Annotated in this window: 28 protein-coding genes; 11 read left to right on the forward strand and 17 right to left on the reverse strand. The window is 60.3% G+C overall.

The features are described 5' to 3' along the window. Position 1: 1 nt before the first annotated feature. Together cysD and ACSQ26_RS15515 are read right to left on the reverse strand one after the other, a co-directional pair. Positions 2 to 955 carry a sulfate adenylyltransferase subunit CysD gene (cysD, locus tag ACSQ26_RS15510; RefSeq protein ID WP_436010296.1) on the reverse strand — a complete coding sequence of 318 codons (954 nt, stop codon included), beginning with the start codon at positions 953 to 955 and terminating at the stop codon, positions 2 to 4. Between the two features lie 219 nt (positions 956 to 1,174). Next, positions 1,175 to 1,999, reverse strand: coding sequence for a phosphoadenylyl-sulfate reductase (locus ACSQ26_RS15515; RefSeq protein WP_436015288.1), 825 nt, complete (start codon positions 1,997 to 1,999; stop codon positions 1,175 to 1,177). Between the two features lie 175 nt (positions 2,000 to 2,174). Here ACSQ26_RS15515 and ACSQ26_RS15520 point away from each other — a divergent pair, with 175 nt between their 5' ends. From ACSQ26_RS15520 to ACSQ26_RS15540, 5 genes are all read left to right on the forward strand, one after another. Continuing rightward, entirely contained in the window at positions 2,175 to 2,618 is a 444-nt protein-coding gene (locus ACSQ26_RS15520; RefSeq protein WP_258161122.1) for an RrF2 family transcriptional regulator, read from the forward strand. 270 nt (positions 2,619 to 2,888) lie between these two features. Further along, positions 2,889 to 3,923: a sulfate ABC transporter substrate-binding protein gene (locus ACSQ26_RS15525; protein WP_436010298.1), complete on the forward strand. Its 1,035-nt coding sequence runs from the start codon at positions 2,889 to 2,891 to the stop codon at positions 3,921 to 3,923. Positions 3,924 to 4,133: 210 nt separating this feature from the next. Beyond that, on the forward strand, positions 4,134 to 4,991 hold the full coding sequence (gene cysT, locus ACSQ26_RS15530) for a sulfate ABC transporter permease subunit CysT (protein WP_436010300.1): 858 nt from the start codon (positions 4,134 to 4,136) through the stop codon (positions 4,989 to 4,991). Beyond that, positions 4,981 to 5,874 (forward strand): sulfate ABC transporter permease subunit CysW, encoded by an 894-nt coding sequence (gene cysW, locus ACSQ26_RS15535; RefSeq protein WP_436010302.1) that lies wholly within the window; start codon positions 4,981 to 4,983, stop codon positions 5,872 to 5,874. Before cysT ends, cysW begins: the two co-directional genes overlap by 11 nt. A 9-nt stretch (positions 5,875 to 5,883) precedes the next feature. Next, the gene (locus ACSQ26_RS15540) at positions 5,884 to 6,921 is read left to right on the forward strand and encodes a sulfate/molybdate ABC transporter ATP-binding protein (protein ID WP_436010304.1); all 1,038 of its coding nucleotides are present in this window, start codon (positions 5,884 to 5,886) and stop codon (positions 6,919 to 6,921) included. 599 nt (positions 6,922 to 7,520) lie between these two features. Here ACSQ26_RS15540 and ACSQ26_RS15545 read toward each other — a convergent pair. The 3 genes from ACSQ26_RS15545 to soxR all read right to left on the reverse strand — a co-directional run bounded on the left by ACSQ26_RS15545 (position 7,521) and on the right by soxR (position 9,901). Next, positions 7,521 to 8,378 carry an RHS repeat-associated core domain-containing protein gene (locus ACSQ26_RS15545; RefSeq protein ID WP_436010306.1) on the reverse strand — a complete coding sequence of 286 codons (858 nt, stop codon included), beginning with the start codon at positions 8,376 to 8,378 and terminating at the stop codon, positions 7,521 to 7,523. A 30-nt stretch (positions 8,379 to 8,408) separates the two neighbouring features. Beyond that, positions 8,409 to 9,344 (reverse strand): transglutaminase family protein, encoded by a 936-nt coding sequence (locus ACSQ26_RS15550; RefSeq protein WP_436010308.1) that lies wholly within the window; start codon positions 9,342 to 9,344, stop codon positions 8,409 to 8,411. A gap of 92 nt (positions 9,345 to 9,436) precedes the next feature. After that, the gene (soxR, locus tag ACSQ26_RS15555) at positions 9,437 to 9,901 is read right to left on the reverse strand and encodes a redox-sensitive transcriptional activator SoxR (protein ID WP_436015290.1); all 465 of its coding nucleotides are present in this window, start codon (positions 9,899 to 9,901) and stop codon (positions 9,437 to 9,439) included. Between the two features lie 82 nt (positions 9,902 to 9,983). On the opposite strand from soxR, the gene ACSQ26_RS15560 reads away from it, so the two are divergent. From ACSQ26_RS15560 to ACSQ26_RS15580, 5 genes are all read left to right on the forward strand, one after another. Further along, positions 9,984 to 10,553, forward strand: coding sequence for an NADPH-dependent FMN reductase (locus tag ACSQ26_RS15560; protein WP_436010310.1), 570 nt, complete (start codon positions 9,984 to 9,986; stop codon positions 10,551 to 10,553). 330 nt (positions 10,554 to 10,883) lie between these two features. Continuing rightward, positions 10,884 to 11,093: a cold-shock protein gene (locus ACSQ26_RS15565; RefSeq protein WP_025557033.1), complete on the forward strand. Its 210-nt coding sequence runs from the start codon at positions 10,884 to 10,886 to the stop codon at positions 11,091 to 11,093. 146 nt (positions 11,094 to 11,239) lie between these two features. Continuing rightward, positions 11,240 to 11,527 (forward strand): cold-shock protein, encoded by a 288-nt coding sequence (locus ACSQ26_RS15570; protein ID WP_436010312.1) that lies wholly within the window; start codon positions 11,240 to 11,242, stop codon positions 11,525 to 11,527. Positions 11,528 to 11,585: 58 nt separating this feature from the next. Continuing rightward, entirely contained in the window at positions 11,586 to 11,834 is a 249-nt protein-coding gene (gene rpsU / locus ACSQ26_RS15575) for a 30S ribosomal protein S21 (protein ID WP_258161113.1), read from the forward strand. Between the two features lie 54 nt (positions 11,835 to 11,888). Then, positions 11,889 to 12,113: a hypothetical protein gene (locus ACSQ26_RS15580; protein WP_436010314.1), complete on the forward strand. Its 225-nt coding sequence runs from the start codon at positions 11,889 to 11,891 to the stop codon at positions 12,111 to 12,113. 9 nt (positions 12,114 to 12,122) lie between these two features. Here ACSQ26_RS15580 and ACSQ26_RS15585 read toward each other — a convergent pair whose 3' ends face one another. Both ACSQ26_RS15585 and ACSQ26_RS15590 read right to left on the reverse strand, forming a co-directional pair. Further along, a complete protein-coding gene (locus tag ACSQ26_RS15585) occupies positions 12,123 to 12,848 on the reverse strand; it encodes a hypothetical protein (RefSeq protein ID WP_436010316.1) in 726 nt (241 codons plus the stop codon). 150 nt (positions 12,849 to 12,998) lie between these two features. Beyond that, positions 12,999 to 14,000, reverse strand: coding sequence for an asparaginase (locus ACSQ26_RS15590; protein WP_436010318.1), 1,002 nt, complete (start codon positions 13,998 to 14,000; stop codon positions 12,999 to 13,001). Between the two features lie 68 nt (positions 14,001 to 14,068). Here ACSQ26_RS15590 and ACSQ26_RS15595 point away from each other — a divergent pair, with 68 nt between their 5' ends. After that, complete coding sequence (locus ACSQ26_RS15595; RefSeq protein WP_436010320.1) at positions 14,069 to 14,803, forward strand: DUF3750 domain-containing protein; 735 nt, start codon at positions 14,069 to 14,071, stop codon at positions 14,801 to 14,803. 20 nt (positions 14,804 to 14,823) lie between these two features. Here ACSQ26_RS15595 and ACSQ26_RS15600 read toward each other — a convergent pair whose 3' ends face one another. The 10 genes from ACSQ26_RS15600 to ACSQ26_RS15645 all read right to left on the reverse strand — a co-directional run bounded on the left by ACSQ26_RS15600 (position 14,824) and on the right by ACSQ26_RS15645 (position 23,063). Further along, a complete protein-coding gene (locus tag ACSQ26_RS15600) occupies positions 14,824 to 15,513 on the reverse strand; it encodes a DUF899 domain-containing protein (protein WP_436010322.1) in 690 nt (229 codons plus the stop codon). A gap of 18 nt (positions 15,514 to 15,531) precedes the next feature. Beyond that, positions 15,532 to 16,140 (reverse strand): TetR/AcrR family transcriptional regulator, encoded by a 609-nt coding sequence (locus ACSQ26_RS15605; RefSeq protein ID WP_436010324.1) that lies wholly within the window; start codon positions 16,138 to 16,140, stop codon positions 15,532 to 15,534. 77 nt (positions 16,141 to 16,217) lie between these two features. Then, complete coding sequence (locus tag ACSQ26_RS15610; RefSeq protein ID WP_436010326.1) at positions 16,218 to 16,997, reverse strand: SDR family NAD(P)-dependent oxidoreductase; 780 nt, start codon at positions 16,995 to 16,997, stop codon at positions 16,218 to 16,220. A gap of 79 nt (positions 16,998 to 17,076) precedes the next feature. Further along, positions 17,077 to 17,469 carry a hypothetical protein gene (locus ACSQ26_RS15615; RefSeq protein ID WP_436010328.1) on the reverse strand — a complete coding sequence of 131 codons (393 nt, stop codon included), beginning with the start codon at positions 17,467 to 17,469 and terminating at the stop codon, positions 17,077 to 17,079. A gap of 73 nt (positions 17,470 to 17,542) precedes the next feature. Next, positions 17,543 to 18,706: a cytochrome-c peroxidase gene (locus tag ACSQ26_RS15620; RefSeq protein ID WP_436010330.1), complete on the reverse strand. Its 1,164-nt coding sequence runs from the start codon at positions 18,704 to 18,706 to the stop codon at positions 17,543 to 17,545. 113 nt (positions 18,707 to 18,819) lie between these two features. Next, a complete protein-coding gene (locus tag ACSQ26_RS15625) occupies positions 18,820 to 19,404 on the reverse strand; it encodes a carboxymuconolactone decarboxylase family protein (protein WP_436010332.1) in 585 nt (194 codons plus the stop codon). Positions 19,405 to 19,471: 67 nt separating this feature from the next. After that, on the reverse strand, positions 19,472 to 20,299 hold the full coding sequence (locus ACSQ26_RS15630) for a dipeptide ABC transporter ATP-binding protein (protein WP_436010334.1): 828 nt from the start codon (positions 20,297 to 20,299) through the stop codon (positions 19,472 to 19,474). After that, positions 20,296 to 21,150, reverse strand: a complete 855-nt coding sequence (locus tag ACSQ26_RS15635) for an ABC transporter ATP-binding protein (protein ID WP_436010336.1) — start codon at positions 21,148 to 21,150, stop codon at positions 20,296 to 20,298. The genes ACSQ26_RS15630 and ACSQ26_RS15635 overlap by 4 nt, the downstream gene beginning before the upstream one ends. A gap of 1 nt (position 21,151) precedes the next feature. Continuing rightward, the gene (locus ACSQ26_RS15640) at positions 21,152 to 22,051 is read right to left on the reverse strand and encodes an ABC transporter permease subunit (RefSeq protein WP_436010338.1); all 900 of its coding nucleotides are present in this window, start codon (positions 22,049 to 22,051) and stop codon (positions 21,152 to 21,154) included. Between the two features lie 7 nt (positions 22,052 to 22,058). Further along, the gene (locus ACSQ26_RS15645) at positions 22,059 to 23,063 is read right to left on the reverse strand and encodes an ABC transporter permease (protein ID WP_436010340.1); all 1,005 of its coding nucleotides are present in this window, start codon (positions 23,061 to 23,063) and stop codon (positions 22,059 to 22,061) included. Positions 23,064 to 23,109: the final 46 nt, after the last annotated feature.

The following is a 23,109-nucleotide window of genomic DNA, read 5'->3' on the forward strand; positions in this document are numbered from 1 at the left end:
ATCAGAAATATCCTTCGCGCTTTTTCTTCTCCATCGATCCGGACTGGTCGCGGTCGATTGCACGGCCCTGGCGTTCGGAGACGGTGGCGGTTTCGAGTTCGTCGATGATCTCGTCGAGCGTGGTCGCCGTCGAACGGATAGCACCGGTCAGCGGGAAGCAGCCCAGCGTGCGGAAACGGATCCTTTCCATGCGCTGGGTCTCACCCGGCAGCAGTTCCAGACGCTCGTCCTCGGCGAGGATCATCATGCCGTCGCGCTCGACGATCGGGCGCTCCTCGGCGAAATAGAGCGGCACGATCGGGATGTTCTCGGCCTGGATGTAGCGCCAGATATCGACCTCGGTCCAGTTCGACAGCGGGAAGGCGCGCACGCTCTCGCCCCGGCGGATCTGGCCGTTGTATATGTTCCACAGTTCCGGGCGCTGGTTGCGTGGATCCCACTTATGGTCAGGCGTGCGGAAGGAATAGATGCGCTCCTTGGCGCGGGAGGCTTCCTCGTCGCGGCGGGCGCCACCGAAGGCGGCATCATATTTGCCGGCATCGAGCGCCTGCTTCAGCGCCTCGGTCTTCATGATGTCGGTGTAGAGCGCCGAGCCGTGGGTGAATGGCGTGACGTTCTCGATCGCGCCGCGCGGATTGGTATGCTTGATGAGGTCGAGATCATATTCGGCGACGATCTTGTCGCGGAACTCGATCATTTCCTTGAACTTCCAGCCGGTATCGACATGCAGCAGCGGGAACGGCACCCGGCCGGGATAGAAGGCCTTGCGGGCGAGATGCAGCAGGACCGAAGAATCCTTGCCGACCGAATAGAGCATGACGGGACGCTCGAACTCGCCGGCGACTTCGCGGAAAATGTGGATGGCTTCGTTTTCCAGCGCCTTGAGATGCGGATCGAGCGGTGGGCGGCTGGTGGAGACATCTCTGGAATGGGGATCGAATTCGGACTGGTGCATCGTTCTTTCCTTTGGGACTATTGGTCCGTGTGGTTACCCCCTCTGCCCTGCCGGGCATCTCCCCCACAAGGAGGGAGAATGACCCGCGGTGACCGCCTCGCCCATTTTTTATGTAGGCGATTGTGTACGGCCCTCAATCGAGAGCGGTGAGAGAGCCCCCATCCATTCTCCCTCCTTGTGGGGGAGATGCCCGGCAGGGCAGAGGGGGGTGTTACGTGTTCAGAGTTCGCTCGACTCGAGCGATGGGAGCGCTGCTTCCGGCACATGCAGGCCGCATTCGCGCTTTTCGTCGTTCTCCCACCACCAGCGGCCGGCGCGCTCGGGCTCGCCCGGCTTGATGGCGCGGGTGCACGGCTCACAGCCGATCGAGGGATAGCCGCGGGCATGCAACGGGTTGATCGGAACCGCCTGATCGGCGACCAGCTTGTTGATGCGGTCGATATCCCAGTCGGCAAGCGGGTTGATCTTGATCAGGTTGCGTTCGCTGTCATATTCGGCAAAGGGCGTATCCGACCGGTTGCCCGACTGGCCGCGGCGAAGACCGGTTACCCAGATCTGTGCGCCCGATAATGCCCGCGCAAGCGGCTTGACCTTGCGGACGCCACAACAGGCGTGGCGGGCATCGACGCTGTCATAGAAGCCGTTCAGGCCATACTGGGCGGCATAGGCGTCGATATCGGCCTTCTCGGGATAGAAGCGGCGGATGTCGATGCCGTAGCGCTCTTCCGTGTCGGCGATCAGCTTGACCGTCTGAGGAAAGAGGCGGCCAGTCTCCAGCGTCACGACCTCGATGTCGAAGCGATGCTCGCCGATGACATGGGTGATGACCTGATCCTCTATACCGAGCGAAGTGGTGAAAACCACACGACCACCAAGGCTGGCTGCCAGCGACAACCGGCCAGCGAGATCGAGTGCGGCCATCTGGTCGTTCAGCGACTGCGCTTCCGTGGAAAGACTGATCATGTTCATTAAAGCGTCCTGAGATTCCGAGTTCGCCGGATTATCACAGGGTACTGCCTCTTGCGACAGGAATTGCGTTCTCAGGTCCATACGGCAGTGGAGCAAATATCTCTCCGGTGCGGCCCATCGGCAGAACACTCTTACATCTAGCCGAAAATGAGCATTTCCAGCGGGATAAGCCGCCGCAAAACAGCCTTTATTCACTGTGCATGGCAAATATGGGTTACACTTCCCGAAGAATCATGGTTTCGAGCGTTAGATGATCTCTCAAAAGGCAAAATATGCGTTGCGCGCGCTTGCGGCGCTTGCACGGGCCGAGGCCAAGCGGCCGATGCTGATTGCCGAGATCGCGGAACAGCAAAAGATCCCGAAGAAATTCCTCGAGCAGATTCTTCTCGATCTCAAGCATCGCGGGCTGGTCATGTCCAAGCGCGGCAAGGAGGGCGGATACCTGCTGCTCAGGCCGCCGCACGAGATCACCTTCGGCGAAGTCCTGCGCATGATCGACGGCCCGATCGCGCCCCTGCCCTGCCTCTCGCAGACCGCCTATCGCAAATGCGACGACTGCCTCTCCGAGGCCGAATGCGAAATTCGTCACGTCTTTGCCCGGGTGGCTGACGCCACGCGCGAAGTGCTGTTCAAGTCGACGATTGCCGACACGCTCTACGAAGATGGCCGCGCCGCAGTGATGCTGGCCGGCTGATTCCCGCTTCGCCAGCTGGCTCGCAAACCATCCATTTTCCCGTCAAAAACGTAAAATCACTCGTATGAAATGGCTTTGGCCGGAGAAATTTCATACCCGGTTGAAACGTTTTCCCACGTTCCCCATTTCGTCTCAGGCGTAAAATGTCGCCCTGCGTTCCAAATTCGGCTAGGGTACCGACGCGAATTTTGCTTTCTCCATCTACGTAATTGACATACTCTACCTACCAGATAGAGTTTAGGAATTAACAAATTACTGGAGGGTAATTCGATGTTCAACAAGCCTAAGACGAGCGTTCTGAAGCGACTTGGTGGTGCCGCTCTCGGCGCGGCGCTGGCGTTTTCCACCGTCATCCCGGCGTTTGCCGACGTCACCCTGCTCAACGTTTCCTACGATCCGACCCGCGAGCTCTACAAGGAATTCAACGTGGCTTTCGCCGCCAAGTGGCTCAAGGACACCGGCGAAACGGTAACCATCGAACAGTCGCATGGCGGCTCCGGCAAGCAGGCCCGCGCAGTGATCGACGGGCTCGACGCCGACGTGGTGACGTTGGCACTCGAAGGCGACGTCGATGCCGTTGCCAAGAAGACCGGCAAGATCCCGGCCGACTGGAAGAAGCGCCTGCCGCATGATTCCGCTCCCTACACGTCGACGATCGTCTTCCTTGTCCGCAAGGGCAATCCGAAGGGCATCAAGGACTGGGGCGATCTCGTGAAGGGTGACATCCAGATCGTGACCCCGAACCCGAAGACCTCCGGCGGCGCACGCTGGAACTATCTCGCTGCCTGGGCATGGGCCAACAAGGAATTCGGCGGCGACCAGGGCAAGGTCAAGGCTTACATCGCCGACCTCTTCAAGCGCGCTCCGGTGCTCGATTCCGGCGCCCGCGGTTCGCTGACCTCGTTCGCACAGCGCGAAATCGGTGATGTGCTGCTCGCCTGGGAAAATGAAGCCTATCTCGCCCAGGGCGAATTTGCCGATGCCGGCTTCGAGATCGTGACGCCGAGCCTCTCGATCCTCGCCCAGCCCTCGATCGCGGTGGTCGATGGCAATGTCGATGCCAAAGGCACCCGCAAGGTGGCGGAAGCCTATCTGAACTACCTCTATTCCGAGGAAGGCCAGACGCTCGCCGCCAAGAACCACTACCGCCCGGTCGAGCCGAAGCTGGTGAAGGACTACAAGCCGCTGCCGGAACTGAACCTCGTGACCATCGACGACCCACTGTTCGGCGGCTGGAAGAAGGCGCAGCCCGAGCATTTCGGTGACGGCGGCGTGTTCGACCAGATCTACAAGCCCGCACAATAAGCGACTGATTGCCGACAAGCCCCTCCCCATCTCGGGGAGGGGCTTTGCATGCCGCCACCCTTTCGGCTAATAGACCTCGCCGGGTTTTCGGGCGCTCAAGCGCTTGCGCTATCCGGACGACGGGTATGGACGTGGTCGAGATGGGGCGGAAACAATAAAAAACTTCGGAAGGCCAAAGGCTTTCCCGCCTCAGACACAACGGGGAATACAATGACATCACAACCTCTCGCCGAGCGTATCGGCTTCAGGAGGCATAGTGTCATACCGGGCTTCGGCCTGAGTTTTGGCATTACGATCTTCTGGCTGACGCTGATCATCCTCATTCCGCTGGCGGCGCTTATCATCCGTTCGGCGGGCGTCGGCTTTTCCGGCTACGCCACGTTGCTGTCCGACCCCCGCACGCTGCATGCGCTGCAGGTCTCCTTCGGCTGCGCCTTCATCGCCGCCATCATCAATGTGATCTTCGGCGTGCCGGTGGCCTGGGTGCTGGTGCGTTATAATTTTCCCGGCAAGCGGGTGGTCGATGCGATCGTCGACCTGCCCTTCGCGCTGCCCACCGCCGTCGCCGGCATCGCGCTTGCGGCACTCTATGCCAAGAACGGCTGGATCGGATCGCTCTTTGCTCCCTTCGGGATCAAGATCGCCTATTCGCCCGCCGGCATCGTGGTAGCGCTGATCTTCATCGGCCTGCCCTTCGTGGTGCGCACGGTGCAGCCGGTCATCGAGGAGATCGACAAGGAAGTCGAGGAGGCGGCCGCTACACTCGGCGCCAACCGCCTTCAATCACTCTATCGCGTCATCCTGCCATCGCTGTTTCCGGCGATCCTGACCGGTTTTGCGCTGGCCTTTGCCCGCGCCGCCGGCGAATACGGCTCGGTGATCTTCATCGCCGGCAATATTCCCTACGTTTCGGAAATCGCGCCGCTGCTGATCATCATCAAGCTCGAAGAGTTCAACTATGCGGGCGCCACCGCCATCGGCACCATCATGCTGGCCGTCGCCTTCGCGATGCTCTTCGTGATCAACCTGATCCAGGCCTGGACGCGGAGATACGCCAATGTCGCTTGACGATTTCAACGCGCCCTCCACAATCCGGGAACGCGAGCGCAAATGGCGCTCGCCCGTCACCGAACCACTCGCCGCCAAGATATTGCTGATGGGCATGGCGGCGCTCTATCTGGTCCTGATCATCGTGCTGCCGCTGATCTCGGTGCTGATCGAGGCCTTCCGCAATGGCATGGATACCTACGTCGAGGCGCTGAAGGAACGCGATGCGCTTGCCGCGATCCGGCTGACGCTGCTGGTCGCGGGCATCGCCGTGCCGCTGAACCTGATCTTCGGCGTTGCCGCCTCCTGGGCGATCGCCAAGTTCGACTTCAAGGGCAAGGCGTTCCTGATCACGCTGATTGACCTGCCCTTCTCGGTCTCGCCGGTTATTTCGGGCCTGGTCTACGTGCTGCTGTTCGGTGCGCAATCGGCGCTCGGACCGTGGCTGAAGAGCCATGGCGTCGAGATCTTGTTCGCGGTGCCGGGCATCGTGCTTGCCACCGTGTTCGTGACCTTCCCCTTCGTTGCCCGCGAACTGATCCCGCTGATGCAGGAACAGGGCACGGCCGAGGAGGAAGCCGCGATCACGCTCGGCGCCAATGGCTGGCAGACTTTCTGGCGGGTGACGCTGCCTAATATCAAATGGGGCCTGCTCTATGGCGTGCTGCTTTGCAATGCACGTGCCATGGGCGAGTTCGGCGCGGTCTCCGTGGTTTCCGGCCACATCAGGGGACTGACGACGACCATGCCGCTGCATATCGAGATCCTCTATAACGAGTACAATCTCGCCGCGGCCTTCGCGGTCGCCTCGCTGCTCGCCCTTCTCGCCCTCGTTACACTCGTTGTCCGCACCGTGCTCGAGATCTGGTTCGCCCATGCTCTCGCCGGCAACAGCAAGCATTAAGGACCCAAAATGGAAATCCGCATCGAAAAGATCCGCAAGGAATTCGACCGATACCCGGCACTGGACGAAGTCTCGCTCGGCATCCGCTCCGGTGAACTGATCGCGCTGCTCGGCCCCTCGGGCTCGGGCAAGACGACGCTGCTGCGCCTCGTCGCCGGGCTGGAACGCCCGACGACCGGCCGCATCTTCTTCGGCCAGGAGGATGCCTCCTGGAAGCCGGTGCAGGAGCGCAATGTCGGTTTCGTGTTCCAGCATTATGCCCTCTTCCGGCATATGACGATCCTCGACAATATCGCCTTCGGCCTGACCGTGCGCCCGCGCGACGTGCGCCCGCCCAAAGAAGAGATCCGCCGCCGGGCGCTCGAACTGCTCGACATGGTGCAGCTGACGGGCCTGGAGAAGCGCTATCCCAACCAGCTCTCCGGCGGCCAGCGGCAGCGTGTTGCACTGGCCCGCGCCATGGCGATCGAGCCGCGCGTGCTGCTGCTCGACGAGCCGTTCGGAGCGCTCGACGCCAAGGTGCGCAAGGAACTGCGCAAGTGGCTGCGCGAATTCCACGACCGCACCGGCCATACGACGATCTTCGTGACCCACGACCAGGAAGAGGCGCTCGAACTCGCCGACCGCGTGGTGGTGATGAGCCAGGGCAAGATCGAACAGATCGGCTCGTCGGACGATGTCTATGACCGCCCCAACTCGCCCTTCGTCTTTTCCTTCATCGGCGACAGCGTGAACCTGCCGGTGACGGTATCGGGCGGCGTGGTGAACTATCTCGGCATCCCTGTAGGCGTCAGCGACGAACACGAGGGCGAAGGCCAGTTCTTCTTCCGCCCGAGCGACGTCGATCTGATCTCCGAAGGCGACGGCATATCGGGCCGCGTCACCTCGCACCGGCGCTTGGCGGGTACGCGGATCATCGAGGTGGATGTGGGCACGGCGAGGGAGCCGAACCATGTCGAGATCGAGGTGCCGCTGAATGGCGCGGCGGAGCGCGGAACGATGGTGAAGTTCCGGCCGGCAAGGTGGAAGATTTTTGGGGTGGAATAAGGGTAGAACATACCAACCTTGCCCCTTTCAAAAAACAGAGCGCCTACAAACACCCGATTCGTCTTCCCTGAGTTTTTCTCACTCAGAGATAGAACTTAATCTAAATACTTCTTACCCTGCTTGGTTAGAATAAATCGACGAGGCCTACTTGATGGGGATGCAGTCAAACGATACTCTAAACCTGCATCCTCCAGTCTTTTGTAGTAATCCTCGCTTGGCGGCAATGGGCCTCGATGAAGCGCCTCGATGAACTCTGGAGGTGGTTTATATCTGTGAATCTGCATGTAGTGAAATATCAAATTGGGGGCAGCATATATTCTCGTATCAGCGCCAAATAGCCGTATCTCAGCGGCTCCCAACAATAAATTTTCCTGCAGGTGTGTAGAAAAATTGCCATCCCCGCAGAGATTGCAGCGATGCAAACCGCGCGTTTGAACTACAGAAATCTTACAAAGTGTGAAAACTTTATTGAGTTCATCGTCCGAGTTCTCACCAACCTCAAAACTTTTTTCGCTATCAAGCCAACCAATATTCAGAGTGTGCTCTCGATAGCAGGACAAATCGTACGTGTATCTTGTAAGGTCTTCGAAGTACGTCAATTACTTCAGGCTCCCCATTGCAGCAGCGCTGTCGCAAAAGCCACAAATTACTGTTCCCGTGCTGTTTGTCAAAATAGACCGTATTTCATCGGCTGACATGTCTGCCACGTTATGCACCCGCACGCCGGGAATATTTCCGAAAGCTTTGACATCCGCTGCAAGCATTCCAGCATCCGGAACCATAGACCCATCTGGGAAACCATGTACGCCCGTTAGTATGTCGACTTCGCCTTTCATTGCTCCACTATTAACCATAGATGAAAAGTCTTTTTGGGCTATCATACCTGACGACGTCCAAACGTCGCCGCCTGCAGCGTTGTTTGTCTTGGAGAAAGTGCCACCCCATTTTGACAGGCCACGCCAAGCGCCAGCCAACTTAGTGTCCACCTTAAGGTAAGCAGCCGCGGCTCTCAGTCCTCTTCCCGCAAAAATGCCGGCTCTGACGAGAGGCGCTTCCGGAACGGCAACTGTCAAACCCAACTCTATTGTTAGATCCATCGCATTCTCGATGGTCTTCGCTTGCGCCTTTACGTACGCATCCTCCATCTCCGCCTTCGTAGGGCCAGAAGTTGTAAATCCGCCCTTGAAGAATCCAGCTATTGCACCAAACCAGCCAAGGTCTTGTGTGGACTGGATGTCGGGTGCTCCCGCTATGTGACCGTTGGGGTCGCTTTTATTAATAGGGTCGTTCTCCGAATAAGCATACCTGTTCGTCCCGACCCCTGGCTTTGTCGGATCCCAGTCATCCGGCGAAATAAACCGCCCATTCGCCGCCTGCCCGAAGGACACGCCCACCACGCAAGCCATGAGCAGCAAGCTCAGGAACCGCGCAAATATCGATTTCCCAAATCCAATCATTCCCAACTTCCCCTCTTCAAATCCCCAAAACTAAAGCTGCCCATCCTCGGCCCGCCATCCCAGCCCCTCGGCCTTCTCGAAGGCAGCCAGGTTTTCGTGATAAAGATGGTCGGCATAGTCCCTGACCTCCGGCGGCATCTCGCTCGCCATTTTGTATTTCGTGATGACATCGCGCCTGAGCAGACCGCCATAGGCGCTGCCGCGCGCGAGGATCAGGTAGACGGAGCGTGGCGAATGCCTGAGCAGCAGGTCCGACACCGCGATCGCGTCCTCAAAGCGCTGCTGGGTCATCAAGTGTTCGACGACCAGCGTCGCTACGCTGGCGATGGTCTCTTCGCGGGAAAGCGCGCGCAGGTAGAGGCCGGTCTCGACCGCGCGGTCGCTCATCGGCAGCTTCTTGCGATAGTGGCTGTCGCGGGTGAAGCCGGCGCCGCTGGTGGTCTCCAGGTTCCAGACATTGCCTGCGTCGTCCGTGAACTTGACGAAGAAATGCAGCGGTGCATGCGCCAGCGTCATATTCAGCCCCATGCGCTCGCCGAGGATGATGAACAGGATCGGCATGGTGACGCAGTTGCCATTACGGTCAGCGAGATAGTCCGCAAGCAGGCGGTTTGCGGGCTTCTGGCCGAGGGGATCGTCGCGGTCATAGGCGAAGGGACGGTCGCCGTTCCATGCGCCTGCTTCATAGAGATAGCGCTTGAGCAGCTTCAGCTTTTCGAGGCTGCCATCGGCGCCAATGCTCAGGCGGGAAAGATCGGCGGCCATCTGGTCGATCGACTTGCGGGCTTCCGCGACATTCACCGATGGCACGACCATCCGGTCGATCGTGAGCTTGATTTCCGCCAGATCGCGGTTGCCTGCGAACAGCGCCTCGATCTGGGTTTCGAGTTGTACATTGCGGAAATCCTGGGCGTGAGACGACACGGCCGCAAGCGCCCACACGACAGCGAGAATCAATATGCGCATGCCGTCCCCTCTTGGCTCGCGCATCAAGAGTTGCCTTGGCGAATTGCTCGCGTCAACTTGAGGCGCCCACAACTCACAGCTTTAATTTGGCTTCAGCTCCCACCCAACAGCCGCGCTCCCGGCCCTTCCCGGCCCAGCCTGTCATAGGGGTTCCGCAGCGGACAGCTCGCCACCGAGAGACACCCGCAGCCAATGCAGCCGTCGAGGTGGTCGCGCAGCGCTTCAAGCTCGGCGATGCGGCGGTTGAGGTCGTCGCGCCAGCCCTCCGACAGTGCCGCCCAGTCGTCGGCGGTGGGTGGGCGGTCGGGCGGCAGCGAGTCGAGGGCGGCCTTGATCTCGTCGAGCGGGATGCCGACGCGCTGGGCAGCCTTGATGACCGCCACGCGGCGGAGCACGCCGCGCCGGTAGCGGCGCTGGTTGCCCTCGGAACGTTCGGACGCGATCAGCTTCTTGCTCTCGTAGAAATGCAGCGCCGAGACCGCCACGCCGGCCCGCGATGCCACCTCTCCTACGGATAAAGTCCGACGCGGATCGAAGCCGGGATTTTTCTTGTCCATGCCACTTGACCTCAAGTTAAGTTGAGGTTTTATAACTCTGGCTCCTTCGACGGTCAAACCGGATTCAATCACAGGAGCCAGCATGCGAGACAATCTCAGCACGGTCATTCTTATCGGCAGCGCGCGCGAGAACCGGGTCGCCGACCGGGTGCTCAAATGGCTGCTTCCGGAGCTCGGCAAATATCCCGATTTCTCGATCCGGCTCGCGGATGCCAGGGATTTCGATGCCGGCGGGTCCGAGCGGCGTGCGGCCGCCCGCCTGCTGGAAGCCGATGTAAGTGCCGCCGATGCGGTGATCGTGCTGGCACCTGAATATAATCACAGCTTCCCTGCACCCTTGAAGACCATGCTCGATTGCCTGGGTGAGCCCTGGCGGAAGAAGCCCGTGGCCTTCATTTCCTATGGCGGCATTTCGGGCGGGCTCAGAGCCGTCGAACAATTGCGGCTGGTCGTCGCCGAGCTCGACATGGCCGATATCAAGGAGACGGTCAGCATCCAGAGCCCATGGACGAACCTGGACGAAGAGGGTGAGCCGCGCTTTCCCGAACAGTTGAACGCCTCGCTCGCGCGGCAGATGACGGCGCTTGCCTGGTGGGGTTACTCGCTGCGCGCCGCCCGCAATATCGAGATCCGGAAGGGTGATGCCGCGTGAGAAGAGGCATGCCGGCATCGGTGCCGTGGCAGTCGCGCGGCGGGGTTGCTGACATGTACACCAATACAAGCATGAGGATAGGCCGGCACGGGCGGGCGGGCGGAGACACCGCCCGCAAATTTCTAGAAATTTGTTTTATCGGAAAATTCGTTATCGAAATTTTTTTTCAAGACACCTTGAATTTTCTCGGTAATCGTATAAATAACGCGTATCGATACTTGTTTGCGACCTTTGCTTGGGAGCCTTGTGCTTCCTCAGATTTCCTCCAATTTCGATACGCCTTACCGAATGACCGTCAGGCGAAACTGCGATTGAATAAAGGAAATCGTCATGAACACTGGAACCGTAAAATTCTTCAACACCACCAAGGGCTTCGGCTTCATTCAGCCGGACAACGGCTCGACCGACGTCTTCGTGCACGTCTCGGCCGTACAGCGCGCCGGCATGCGTGACCTCGTCGAAGGCCAGAAGGTCGAGTTCGAAGTCGTCAAGGACAACCGTTCGGGCAAGAGCTCGGCCGAGAACCTTCGGGCGCTCTGATCTCGCAAGAGAATTTTGTCATTCGCCGCCGCTGACCACGGATGTACTGGCAGTCGGCAGGCAGATGACGGGCAAAGGTCGGGGCAAGCCCGGCCTTTTTGCATTATGGCCGTCCGTTTGGGACGCCGCCAGAAAGAGAGCAGCCGATGAGCAAGGCGAAATACGGCGTTGGTGATCTGATCATGCTCCGCGACGGCCCGCTCAGGAATGCCAGAACCGACGGCGAATTCAAGATTCTCGCCGTCATGCCCGACTCCGACGGACAGGTGCAGTATCGCGTCCGTTCGCAGAGTGAGGGCTTTGACCGGAGGGTTTCCTCCAGTGATATCGATACGGAGCGTTCGGCCCGATCCAAGGTCGTCGTTCAGCAGACCGTAAGCGCGGTCGCCAAGGAACCGTGGTTCAAGGCGTCCTCGATCAAGGTCCGGAAATAACAGCATATAACACAGGCAAAGCGGGTGGCGCCCTGCCCTCGCGACAAGGAGGTATTTTTTGCAAGTACTCGTCAGAGACAACAATGTCGACCAGGCACTGCGCGTGCTCAAGAAGAAAATGCAGCGCGAAGGCATCTTCCGCGAAGCCAAGGCGCACACCGCGTATGAGAAGCCGTCCGAGAAGCGTGCCCGCGAGCGCGCCGAAGCCATTCGCCGCCACCGCAAGCTGGCGCGCAAGAAGATGCAGCGCGAAGGCCTGCTGCCGATGCCCAAGAAGCCGCTGAGACCGACAACGGCAGCCCGCTAAAAATCCAAGTGCCGGCGAAAGCCGGCCTATCTCTCTCCATCACAGGAGGATTTCATGGTTGCAACCAAGGAAAAATTCTTCAGCCCGACAAAGCTGAGTGCGCAGCAGAAAGCTGCCACGACGCATGATGCTGCCATGCAGATCATAGATGCCGAAGTGAGCGCGCGCGAGAAGAAGACCCAGAAGCTCCGCCAGCTCAGGCTGGAGCAGGAAGCCGCCAAGCCGGTGGTGACCGAAGCCGCCGCCCCGAAGGGCCGCAAGCGCAAGAACGCTGAATAGCCAAGTTCGCTACGCCGCCACGGCGGCAGGCGCGCCGCCGGGCTGTTTGCGTATCCAGAGCAGATAGCTCAACGCGCCGATAAAGATCGCCAACACCACCACCATCGGCAGCAATCCTTCATGTCCCAGGGACAGGAAATGGCGCATGCGTGCCTGGATCTCCGCGATACTTGCCACCAGCGTGTCATTGCCGCTGATCAGCCTGACATAGTTCAGCACCTGCGGCGAATTGGCGACGGTGAACGAGAATGAGTAGGATGCCGTGAAGCCTGCCACGAAATACATCACCCGCAACCCACCTTCCGGCGACTTCCTGTAGAGTTCCACCGGGAAGCACAGGAAGATGACGAGCGCCGCGAGGAACAGCGTCTCGATCGGCATGCCGGCCAGGATCGCGCCCATGTCCACATGGGCGAACCAGAGATTGCCGAAGGTGAAGAAGAATTCCGCCGAGGTGCCGAACCAGACAAAGAATGCCAGCCCCCAGAGCGGGCTCATCTTCAGGAAGCGGATGCGCATGATGCCGCAAGCCAGCACGATGATGCCGCAGGCCACCATGCCATAGGGCCGGACCACGGCATTGAGCTTGGCCTCGAGCCCGCCGCAACTGCCCGCAAGCGAGGCGCAGCCCGATACTCGGATGGCCAGCCACGAAACATAAAAGAAGTAAATCGCGAAGAAGACGTAAGCCATCGCCGCGAACATGTTCCACCACAAGTAACGTCCGGCAAACATGAAACACTCCCTTCGGGCGGACAAGTCATGCGCCGCCATGAGGGAATATTAGCAAACACCAACGCTTTCGGTAAAACACCTCGTAAACTGGTTTCCGAGAATTTTACCTAACTTCGGGTTAACCAAGCCTTGGCCGCTTCTGGCACAATCTCAGGCCAGAAGACCATCCACTACGCGAATGTCGCCGACTTCGATCCCCTTCCAGTTGCGCATCGTGTGGTTGGCGATAGCGACCAGACGGGCCTTGACCTCGCCATCGAAGAAGCGTGCGAGCACGGCTGCGACCATTGCGTCGGCAGCGCGAGACGATCCGTCATCGCATTTGAGCGCAATCGCCAGGCCACGCTCCGGAATGACGGCGCAGAACACGCCTTCAGCGCCCGTCTTGGCGAAGATGCGGCCGGGAGCGGCCTCCATCAGGCGGGTACAGGTGCGGCCGGTGCCGGCGACGAAGAAGGGTTCGGCCATGCAGGCCTCGATGATCCGCTTCGACGCCCGGGCACGCTCCGGGCCGATGCCGACCCCGGTCGCCATCTTGGCAAAGCCATGCGCGAGCGCTTTCAGCGGCACGGCATAGGTAGGTATGGAGCAGCCGTCGACACCACTGTTGTCCCGGCCGAGCGCAGTGCCGGTCAGGTCGGCCATCGCATCGCGGATCTCGGCCTGCAGCGGATGATCATAGGTCACGTAGCCCTTGGGATCGTGCCCCTTGTGGCAACAGGCGCAGATGAAGCCGGCATGTTTGCCCGAGCAATTGTTGTGCAACTGGTTCGGCCGGTCCATGCTGCGGACCTGGTCGATCAGCACGCTCTGCTGGAACGCCCAGTGGGCGCCGCATTCCAGCGTCTCCTCGCCGCGCCCGGCAGCCTTCAGCATAGCGCCGGCGAGTGCGGCATGCTCCGGCTCGCCCGAATGCGACGCGCAGGCAAGCGCGATCTCACGGTTGCCGAAGCCGTAGCGATCCGCGGCACCGCTCTCAAGCAGCAGCAGTGCCTGCATGGCCTTGCAGGCCGAGCGCGGAAACACAGGCGCATCGATATCGCCGAATGAAAGCACAATCCGGCCCGTCTCATCGGTGACTGCGATAGCGCCACGGTGGCGGCTTTCGACCTGATTGCCGCGCGTGGCTTCGACAAGAACCGGATTGGACATGATTTTTCCCTCAATACGCCTGAATTCGCTTTGAAAATCCATCAGTTGGGGAAGACGGAATCATATTCATGCGACCAATCCGGACGATATTGGCCTTTCTGATCTGTGTCTATCTACTGCCGGGTCTTGCCGCTGCGGCGATTTGGGCCACCAAGGAACATCCAGCCAATTGGCGAGCAGCGAAATGGACCAGCAGCCACGTGCTGCCCAACCCCCAAACCAACCACGAGGCGCGGGTGACGATCTTTGCCGCGACCACCGGCGGCCTCAAGGGCGCCTTTGCCGTGCATAGCTGGATCGTGCTCAAGAAACACGGTGCGCCGCGCTATGACCGCTACGACGTGGTGGGTTGGGGGCAGCCGGTGCGCAAAAACGGCTACGAGCCGGACGGCTACTGGTATTCCAACCAGCCTCAAAAAGTATGGGAGATCACTGGCGATCGTGCGGAAGCCCTGATTCCCGACATCGAGGACGCGATTGCCGCCTATCCGCATAATATCAAGGGCGGCTACCGGCTGTGGCCCGGGCCGAACTCCAACACCTTCGTCGCCTCGATCCTGCGCGCGGTGCACGAGATCGATGCCGTGTTGCCGGCCAATGCCATCGGCCGCGACTATTTGGCCGAAGGCCGCCTTTATCACTACGACCCGTCAGGCGACCTGCATGTGACGCTTTACGGCCTGCTCGGAATCTCGGCAGGCGTGAAAAGCGGTTTCGAGATGCACATAATGGGCCTGGTGGCGGGCTTCGACTTCCGCCATCCGGGGATCAAAGTGCCGGCGTTTGGAAGGGTTGGGGGTTAGGCCGCCTGCAACAACCCGAACTATTCAGCGGCGCAGCAGGTATGTACCTGTTGCTTCGGCTCATACTGGTCGTTCAGCCGCCACCAGCGGTAGGGGTCGGTCTGGGGTGTGCCCTCGGGTGAATCCTCCCAGCTTTCCTGGCGGCCAAATGGGGTGATGTCGAGCAAGCTCCACACCGACCCAAGCTGTTCGACGCCGCGGCTGGTAGTGAAATAGGAGCGATATATCCGGCCGTCGTGCATGATGAAGACGTTGAGCCCGAAGCCGCCGCCGGAGACATCGAAGTCGGCGTTGAACCCGTCGCGCGTCGAGTAGAACGGCACGTTCCAGCCGAGCCGCGTCTTCAGCGCTTCGATCTGGTCGAGAGGCGCCCTGGCGACCAGCGCGAGCGTCGTGTCGCGCTGGTTGAGGTGGACCAGCTTGCCGAGATTGTCGGTGAACATGCCGCAGCCGGGGCACGGCGCCGGGTCGTCCTTCTTCAGCATGTGGTGATAGACAATAAGCTGGCGCCGGCCTTCGAACAGGCCCGCGAGATCGGTCGTTCCGTGCGGCCCCTCGAAGACATAGTCTTTCTCGACCAGTTCCCATGGCTTGCGGCGACGCTCGGCGGCGAGCGCATCACGCGCGCGCATCATCGCCTTTTCCTTGGCGATCATGGCGTTATTGGCGGCGAGCCATTCCTCACGGCTGACGATCTCGGGCAGTTGCATGACGTCCTCCCTGATTTGTTACTGGATCGAGCGGCCGAACAGCCCGGCCACATAGCGCTTCAGATGTTCGATACTCTCGGCGGCCGGGTCGGCGCCGTAGCGCGCCTTGGCGATGATGTAGGAGCCCTGAATGACGGCCTGCATATGCAGGGCCAGGCTCTCGGTACTCCAGCTTGCACCCGGGGCGTGTGCTGCTTTCGCAGCTTCGATATCATCGACCAGTGTCGCGACATGGCTCGAAATGCTTGCCTCGCAGGCTATGCGGATCGGCGGATTGGTGTCGTAGACTTCCTGGATCAGCGTGCCGAGCAGGCAGGTATATTCGGCGAGCGAACCCCGCAGCAGCTGCTTGCGGAATTCGATATAGCCAAGAACCCTGTCCACGGGATCGGTGGGCTTGTGGTAATCCGCCCCACGGAAAAGCGCCCCGGTCACCTCGGTCCAGCGGCCGGCAGCGGCGATCGCGAGCTCGTCCTTGGTCTTGAAATGGTGGAAGAAGCTGCCCTTGGTCAGCCCGGCGGCGGCGCAGATGTCCTCGACGCGGGTCGCCGTGTAGCCCTTGGCGCGAAAAACATCGAGCGCGGCATCGAGAAGCTTGGTGCGGGATTCGTGTTGTGTCGAAGTCATGACCTATAGATACCAACCAGTTGGTATGGAGTCAATCCCTTCTTGCATAGACGTCCCGACCGCCGGTCACGGCATTGTCAGGGCATCAGCTGGCCGCCATTGACGTCGATCATCTGGCCGGTGATGTAGCCCGAAAGCGTGTTGGAGGCGAGGAACAGGAAGGTGCCGACGCAATCCTCGGCGGTTCCGACGCGGCCGAGAGGCACGGCCTTGGCGACCTGCTGCTCCTGCCCCGGCAGGGCGTAGCGATCCTGGAACGGGGTTGCGATATAGCCGGGCGCGACGGAATTGACGCGGATGCCGTATTTGCCGAATTCAAGCGCCATGCCCTTGCCGACCGCTTCGACGAAGGCCTTCGAGGAGCCATAGGGACCGGAACCAGCCGTGCCGCCAGTGCGCGCGGCGACCGAGCTTGTGTGGATGATAAAGCCGCCCTGCTTCTTGAGGTGCGGCAGTGCTGCATGGGAAGCCGCAAGCACCGAGCGTGCATTGAGATCCATCACCGCGTCGTAATGCTCGTCGGACATGTTCTCATAGAGCACCCGCGCGACCATGCCGCCGGCATTGTTGATCAGCCCGTCGAGGCGGCCGAATGTCCGGGCCGTTTCATCGACCACGCGACGCATCTCATCGGACTTTGTGGCATCGCCCTTCACGACAAAAACGTTACCGCCGGCATCCTCGATCTCCTTCGCCACCGCATGCGCGGCCTCGGCCGAGGAATTATAGTGCAGGCCGACCATACAGCCCTGCCCGGCGAAGGCGCGAGCGAGAGCCGCACCGATGCCGGTCGAGGCGCCGGTGATGAGGACGGCAAGGCCTTTGAGATCCGGAATGACGATATCGGACAGCGACATGGAAGCCTCCCTGAGCGATTGCAATTTGTGTGATTATTGAGGCGTAGAGGTAGCGGAGGGTGATAGCGCTGTCCAGCCGTCAGTCCTTGATTTCGAAGTTGATGGAGAAATCGCAAACACGACCGCGGCAGGCGGAAGCGCGCATCAGATAGACGACGGCGCGATACCGGCCGCTTTCGGTGAGAACGCCATTGAAGGTTGGTTGGCCCATGGAGACCGTCTCGCCCTTCGTCGGCGCGAGAAGATTGAAGTAGCAGGTGCTCTTGTTCTTCTTGAAAGTGATCGAAAGCGTCTGGCCGGCGCGCGCGTCGAGATAGTAGTTGACGTGGTCGTAACCCTCGATCCTGTCGCTGTAATGTGCAGAGGTCTTTCCCGGCCTGAATAATACATCGTGATCGCGGGCCTCCGCTACCGTGGAGATGGCGGATCCAAAGGCTATGAGTACCGCAAGCAGCAGTGCGAATCTGGACAAGACAATTCCCTTCATGGCCGGACGATCCTGGCAGGGATAAAACGGATGGCCCGCTGACAAAATTCGCCTTGACCTACTTCCCGAGCAGCGCTTCGTACCGCTTGTCGGTCAGCGTCTTGAGGAAAGCCACCAGCGCATCCACACGCTTGTCGTCGAGGCCTGGGCCGGCCTCGAGCTTTTCCTTGTCGATATTGTCCGATAACTCCGGGTCGGCCCACCGCTTGCCGGTTTCTGGGTTGATCTGCCGGCTCTTCTTCTTGGAATTGTACTTGTTGTAGAAGAGGATGACGGTCCTGAGGTCGTTGAAGACGCCATTGTGCATGTAGGGGCCGGTTATCGCGATGTTGCGCAGGCTCGGTGTCTTGAACTTGCCGCGCTCCTTCGGATCGCCGTTGACTTCAGGGTTGGCGGCGAGGCCGGTATCGACGAAGTCTGGCTTCGAACCGTTCATCTTGCGCACATCGGGATTGGCGGGCACGCCGATGTTGAAATATTTGTAGGAAGTGAAGGTGGCGTTCTCGAACTTGCCGTCCCTGCCCTTCACGTCGTGGCAGAGATTGCAATTGGTGAACTGGGTGGAGAAGAACAGCGTGCGGCCGAGTTCCTCCTGTTCGGTGAATTTCACCTCGCCGCGCAGGTAGCGGTCGTATTTCGAGTCGAAGGGCGAGAAGGATTTCGTACGCTCGAAACTGGCGATGGCTTCGGTTGCGGCATGGAAAGTCTTCTTGGGATCCTTGATCACATCCGGCCCATAGAAGGCTTCGAATGCCTTCATGTAATCCTTGTTCTCCGCGATACGCTCTGCAATTGCCTTGTCATCGGGCATGCCCATCTCGATCGGGTTGAGCGGCGGGCCGGCCGCCTGTTCCTCGATGGTCCTGGCGCGGCCATCCCAGAACTGGCCGCCAATATAGAGGCCCTCGGCATCCTTCTGGAAGGGTGGCGACAGGGCGGCATAGGTCGCGCTCGGCGCGTTGCGGTCGCCAAAACTCTTGCCATCGTCGCCGAGCGACACCGCGTTGCCCTTGTGGACGTCATGGCGATCCGAGAAGGCGCGTTCCGGCATATGGCAGGTGGCGCAGGCTTGCTTGCGGTTCATTGACAGGTTGGTGTCGTGAAACAGTGCCTCGCCGAGCTTTTCCCTGGTCGGATAGAGATTGGTCTCGGCAAGGCCTAACCCGCCGGCCAAAGCCAGGACGAGTGTGATGGAACCGGCGATCAGATAAGCGGGGCGCATGAGCAGTCAGACGATATTCAGCACGAGGGGCGGCAGAACTTGCGTCCGGCCGTCAAGTTTCGCACTCTATACACCAAAGCCCCAGGCATTTCGCGCAGAAATCCGCGCCTGCGTCAAAACTTCTTGCCCACCGTCATTGCCGCTTTGAACGCCGGATCCTCATCGACATAGACGTCTTCAGGCGTGGTTCCCACGGCATCGAAGAACCGGCTGATGAAAGCTCGAAACGACGCGCAGAGCGCGATATCGGATATCTGCGGGTCGGTGAAGCCGACGGCGCGGAGCCGGTCGATATCGACCCGGGTGACCTTGGATGCATCAATCGTGATCTTCTCGGCATAGGCCAGCATCTCGACATCGCGAGCCGGAAGGCCGGCATTGCGGAAATCCTGCTGCACGGCCAGGACCATCTCCTTGGAGCCGAGGTCGGCCACCAGCATCCCGGAATAGACATAGGAGCAATAGGTCGAGGGTATGTGCTTGGCTGATATCAGCGTGACTAGCCGCCATTCCCGCATGCCAAGCGAGAAGCCAGCCCGGATCTGGTCGGAGAAATCGGTGTAGATCGGCAGGAGATCGGGCCGCGTCGTCATGCATTTCGCGGTTTCCATGACGAAGCCCATCGAGGCCTTCTGCTTCTCATAGATCTCGGCCACGCGGCCGGTGGCTTCGCCCTCCGCGATTGTCTTGAGATACATGCGTCCGCTCCCTGATGTTCGTCAGAGCGGATGATAGCAGTGGCGGCAATGTTCGGCCAGCGCGGCCTCACGCCGCCCGGCGTCTCGCAACGCGGGCCTTGATCGCCTCGACATCCACGCGCGGCGTGGCGGCGAACAGGGTCTTGGTATAGTTGTGCTGCGGGTTGTTGAACACCTCGTCGCGCGGACCGTGCTCGACGGCCTCGCCGTAATACATCACCATCACCTCGTCGGCGATGTGGCGCACGACGGACAGGTCGTGGCTGATGAAGACATAGGTCAGGCGGAATTCGTCCTGCAGGTCTTGCAACAGGTTCAGTACCTGGGCCTGCACCGAGAGATCGAGCGCCGAGACCGGTTCGTCCAGCACCAGCAGGCGCGGATTGAGCATCAGCGCACGGGCGATCGCCACGCGCTGCCTCTGGCCGCCGGAGAACATGTGCGGGTAGCGCGTATAGTGCTTTTCCTCGAGCCCGACCTTCTTGAGCATGGTCATCGCCCGGTCGCGCCGCTCGTCGGCTGCGAATTTGCCGTTGATGATCAACGGCTCGGTGAGGATCTCGCCGATCTTCTTGCGCGGGTTGAGCGAGCCATACGGGTTCTGGAAGACGATCTGCACCTTGCTGCGCATTTCTGATGTCAGCGGTTGGGACGCGATGTCGATCTTCTGGCCGTCGATCAGCAGGTCACCCGATGTCGCGGGATCGATCATGGTGATGATGCGGGCAAGGGTCGACTTGCCGCAGCCGCTTTCGCCGACGATCGCCAGCGTCTTGCCTTCCTCGACGGCGAAGTTAACGCCCTTCACCGCATGGACCATGCGGCCCTTCTTGAACAGGCCGCCGGGAATATAGTAATCTCGCTTGATATCGCGGCCTTCGACGACGGGGGTCATTGCGCGGCTCCCTGGAAAATCTGCTCGTCGTTCAGCAGTTCGGTAATCGTCGGCAGGCGGCCACCTGCGGCATTCTCGGGCAGTGCCGAAAGTAGTGCCTTGGTATAGGCGCTCTTCGGATTTGCGAACAGGGAGACCACGTCGGCCTCCTCGATCTTGCGGCCCTTGTATTGCACGATGACGCGATCGGCGGTCTCGGCGACGACGCCCATATTGTGGGTGATCATGATCAGGCCCATGCCGTGCTCTGCCTGCAGCCGCATCAGCAGATCGAGAATCTGCTTCTGGATGGTCACGTCGAGTGCAGTGGTCGGCTCGTCGGCGATCAGCAGCTTGGGATTGCAGGCAAGTGCGGTGGCGATCATCACGCGCTGGCACTGGCCGCCCGACATCTGGTGCGGGAAGTGGCCGAGGCGATCCTCCGGGTTGGGAATGCCGACCGCGTTGAAAAGCTCGATGGCGCGGTCGCGCCGCGCCTTTTTGCCGAGATCGGTGTGGAAACGCAGCACTTCGTCGATCTGGAAGCCTACGGTGAAGCACGGATTGAGGCTTGCCATCGGCTCCTGGAAGATCATGGCGATGTCCTTGCCGATGATCTTCCTGCGTTCGCTGCCGGGCATATTCAGCATGTCGCGGCCATCGAAGGTCAGGATGTCGGCCGTCACCTTGGCCGTCCAGGGCAAGAGGCCCATGGCAGCGAGCATGGAGACGGACTTGCCCGAACCGGATTCGCCGACGATCGCAAGAACCTCGCCTTCATCCACCTTCAGCGACACACCATCGACGGCCCTGAAGGGACCTGCAACCGTGTCGAATTCCACGACGAGATTTTTGACTTCGAGAAGCGCCATTTCACGACCTCTTGAGCTTGGGGTCGAGCGCGTCGCGCAGGCCATCGCCCATCAGGTTGATGGCCAGCACGGTGATGAGGATTGCCAGGCCCGGGAAGGTGACGACCCATGGCGCGCGCAGGATGAATTCGCGTGCCGTTGCCAGCATCGTACCCCATTCCGGCGTCGGCGGTTGCGCGCCAAGGCCGAGGAAGCCGAGGGCGGCCGCTTCGAGAATGGCGTTCGAGAAGGAGAGCGTCGCCTGTACGATCAATGGCGCCAGGCAATTCGGCAGGATGGTGAGGAACATGAGCCGGAGCGAGCCCGCGCCCGCGACCCTTGAGGCGGCGATGTATTCCTTGTTCTTCTCCGCCATGACCGCGGCGCGTACGAGACGGGCAAAGTGCGGCACCAGAACCAGCGCGATCGCGAGCATTGCGTTGAACAGGCTCGGCCCCAGGATCGTCACCATGACCAGCGCCAGAAGCAGTGAAGGGAAGGCGAGGATGACGTCCATGACGCGCGAGATCGCGACATCGATCCAGCCCCGGAAATAGCCGGCGACCAGGCCGAGCGCTATGCCGACGATCAGCGAGATTGTCACCACGACTGCGCCGATCAGCAACGAGAACTGCGCGCCGTAGAGCAGGCGCGAAAGGATATCGCGGCCCACGGCATCGGTGCCGAGGATGAATTTCCACGAGCCACCGTCATACCAGACCGGCGGCGCAAGGAACGCATCGCGATATTGCGCATAGGGTTCATGCGGTGCAAAGATCGGTGCCGTGAAGGCCGCGAGAACCATGAAGGTGAACACCGCAAGGCCGATCACCGCGCCTTTGTTCATCGAGAAATAATGCCAGAACTCCTTGAGCCCAGGAAAACGTGTGGGCATCGGACCCTGTGCGGCGATCTCTGCCATGTCTGATTTAACCCCTCATGCGCGGGTTGATAACGGCATAGAGGATATCAACCAAGAGATTGACGACCATGACGATCAGCGCGATCAGCAGCAGGCCGCTTTGCACCACGACATAATCACGCTTGAAAATGGAATCGACCATCCACTTGCCGATGCCAGGCCAGGAGAAAATGGTCTCCGTCAGGATGGCGCCCGCCATCAGCACGCCGACCTGCAGGCCGATCGTCGTCACGACAGGGATCAACGCGTTGCGGAGTGCGTGCACGCCGACGACGCGGGCGGTTTTCAGCCCCTTTGCACGGGCTGTGCGGATATAGTCCTCACCCAGCACTTCCAGCATCGCCGAGCGGGTCTGGCGGGCAATGACCGCAAGCGGAATCGTGCCAAGCGCGATGGCCGGCAGGATCATGTGCTGCAATGCAGAGCGGAATGCGTCAAACTTGCCGTAGATCAGCGTGTCGATCAGCAGGAAGCCGGTGATCGGCTTGAAAAAGTATTGCAGCCCGATACGACCGGAAACAGGCGTCCAGCCGAGATAGCCGGAGAAGAAGATGATCAGCAGCAGGCCCCACCAGAAGATCGGCATGGAATAGCCGACGAGCGCGGTACCCATCAGCAGCTGGTCGGGCCAGGTTCCCCGCCGCGCGGCGGCATAGACGCCGGCCGGGATGCCGATGACGATGGCAAGGATCATCGCAACGATCGACAGCTCGATTGTGGCGGGAAACAGAATCATGAACTCGGTCATGACGGGTCGCTTGGTTGACAGCGAAATACCAAAATCGCCGGTCAGCACTTCACCGACATAGCGCAGATACTGCTGCCAGATCGGGAGATTGTAGCCGAATTGTTCCTTCAGGATTTCATAGCGTTCGGGCGTCACGCCGTGTTCGCCGGCCATGGCCAGGATCGGGTCGCCCGGAAGCAGTCGTACGAAGGCGAACGCACAAATGGTAATGCCGAACAAGGTCGGCACGAAAAGCAAAAGCTTGTGAAGAATGTAACGGAACATAGCGGGGGCCAGAACCGGGCGGCGGAAAATTCCGCCGCCCGAATTC

Origin of the sequence: Rhizobium sp. LjRoot254, from assembly GCF_964254105.1 — a bacterium.
In the GTDB taxonomy this organism is placed as follows: domain Bacteria; phylum Pseudomonadota; class Alphaproteobacteria; order Rhizobiales; family Rhizobiaceae; genus Rhizobium_E.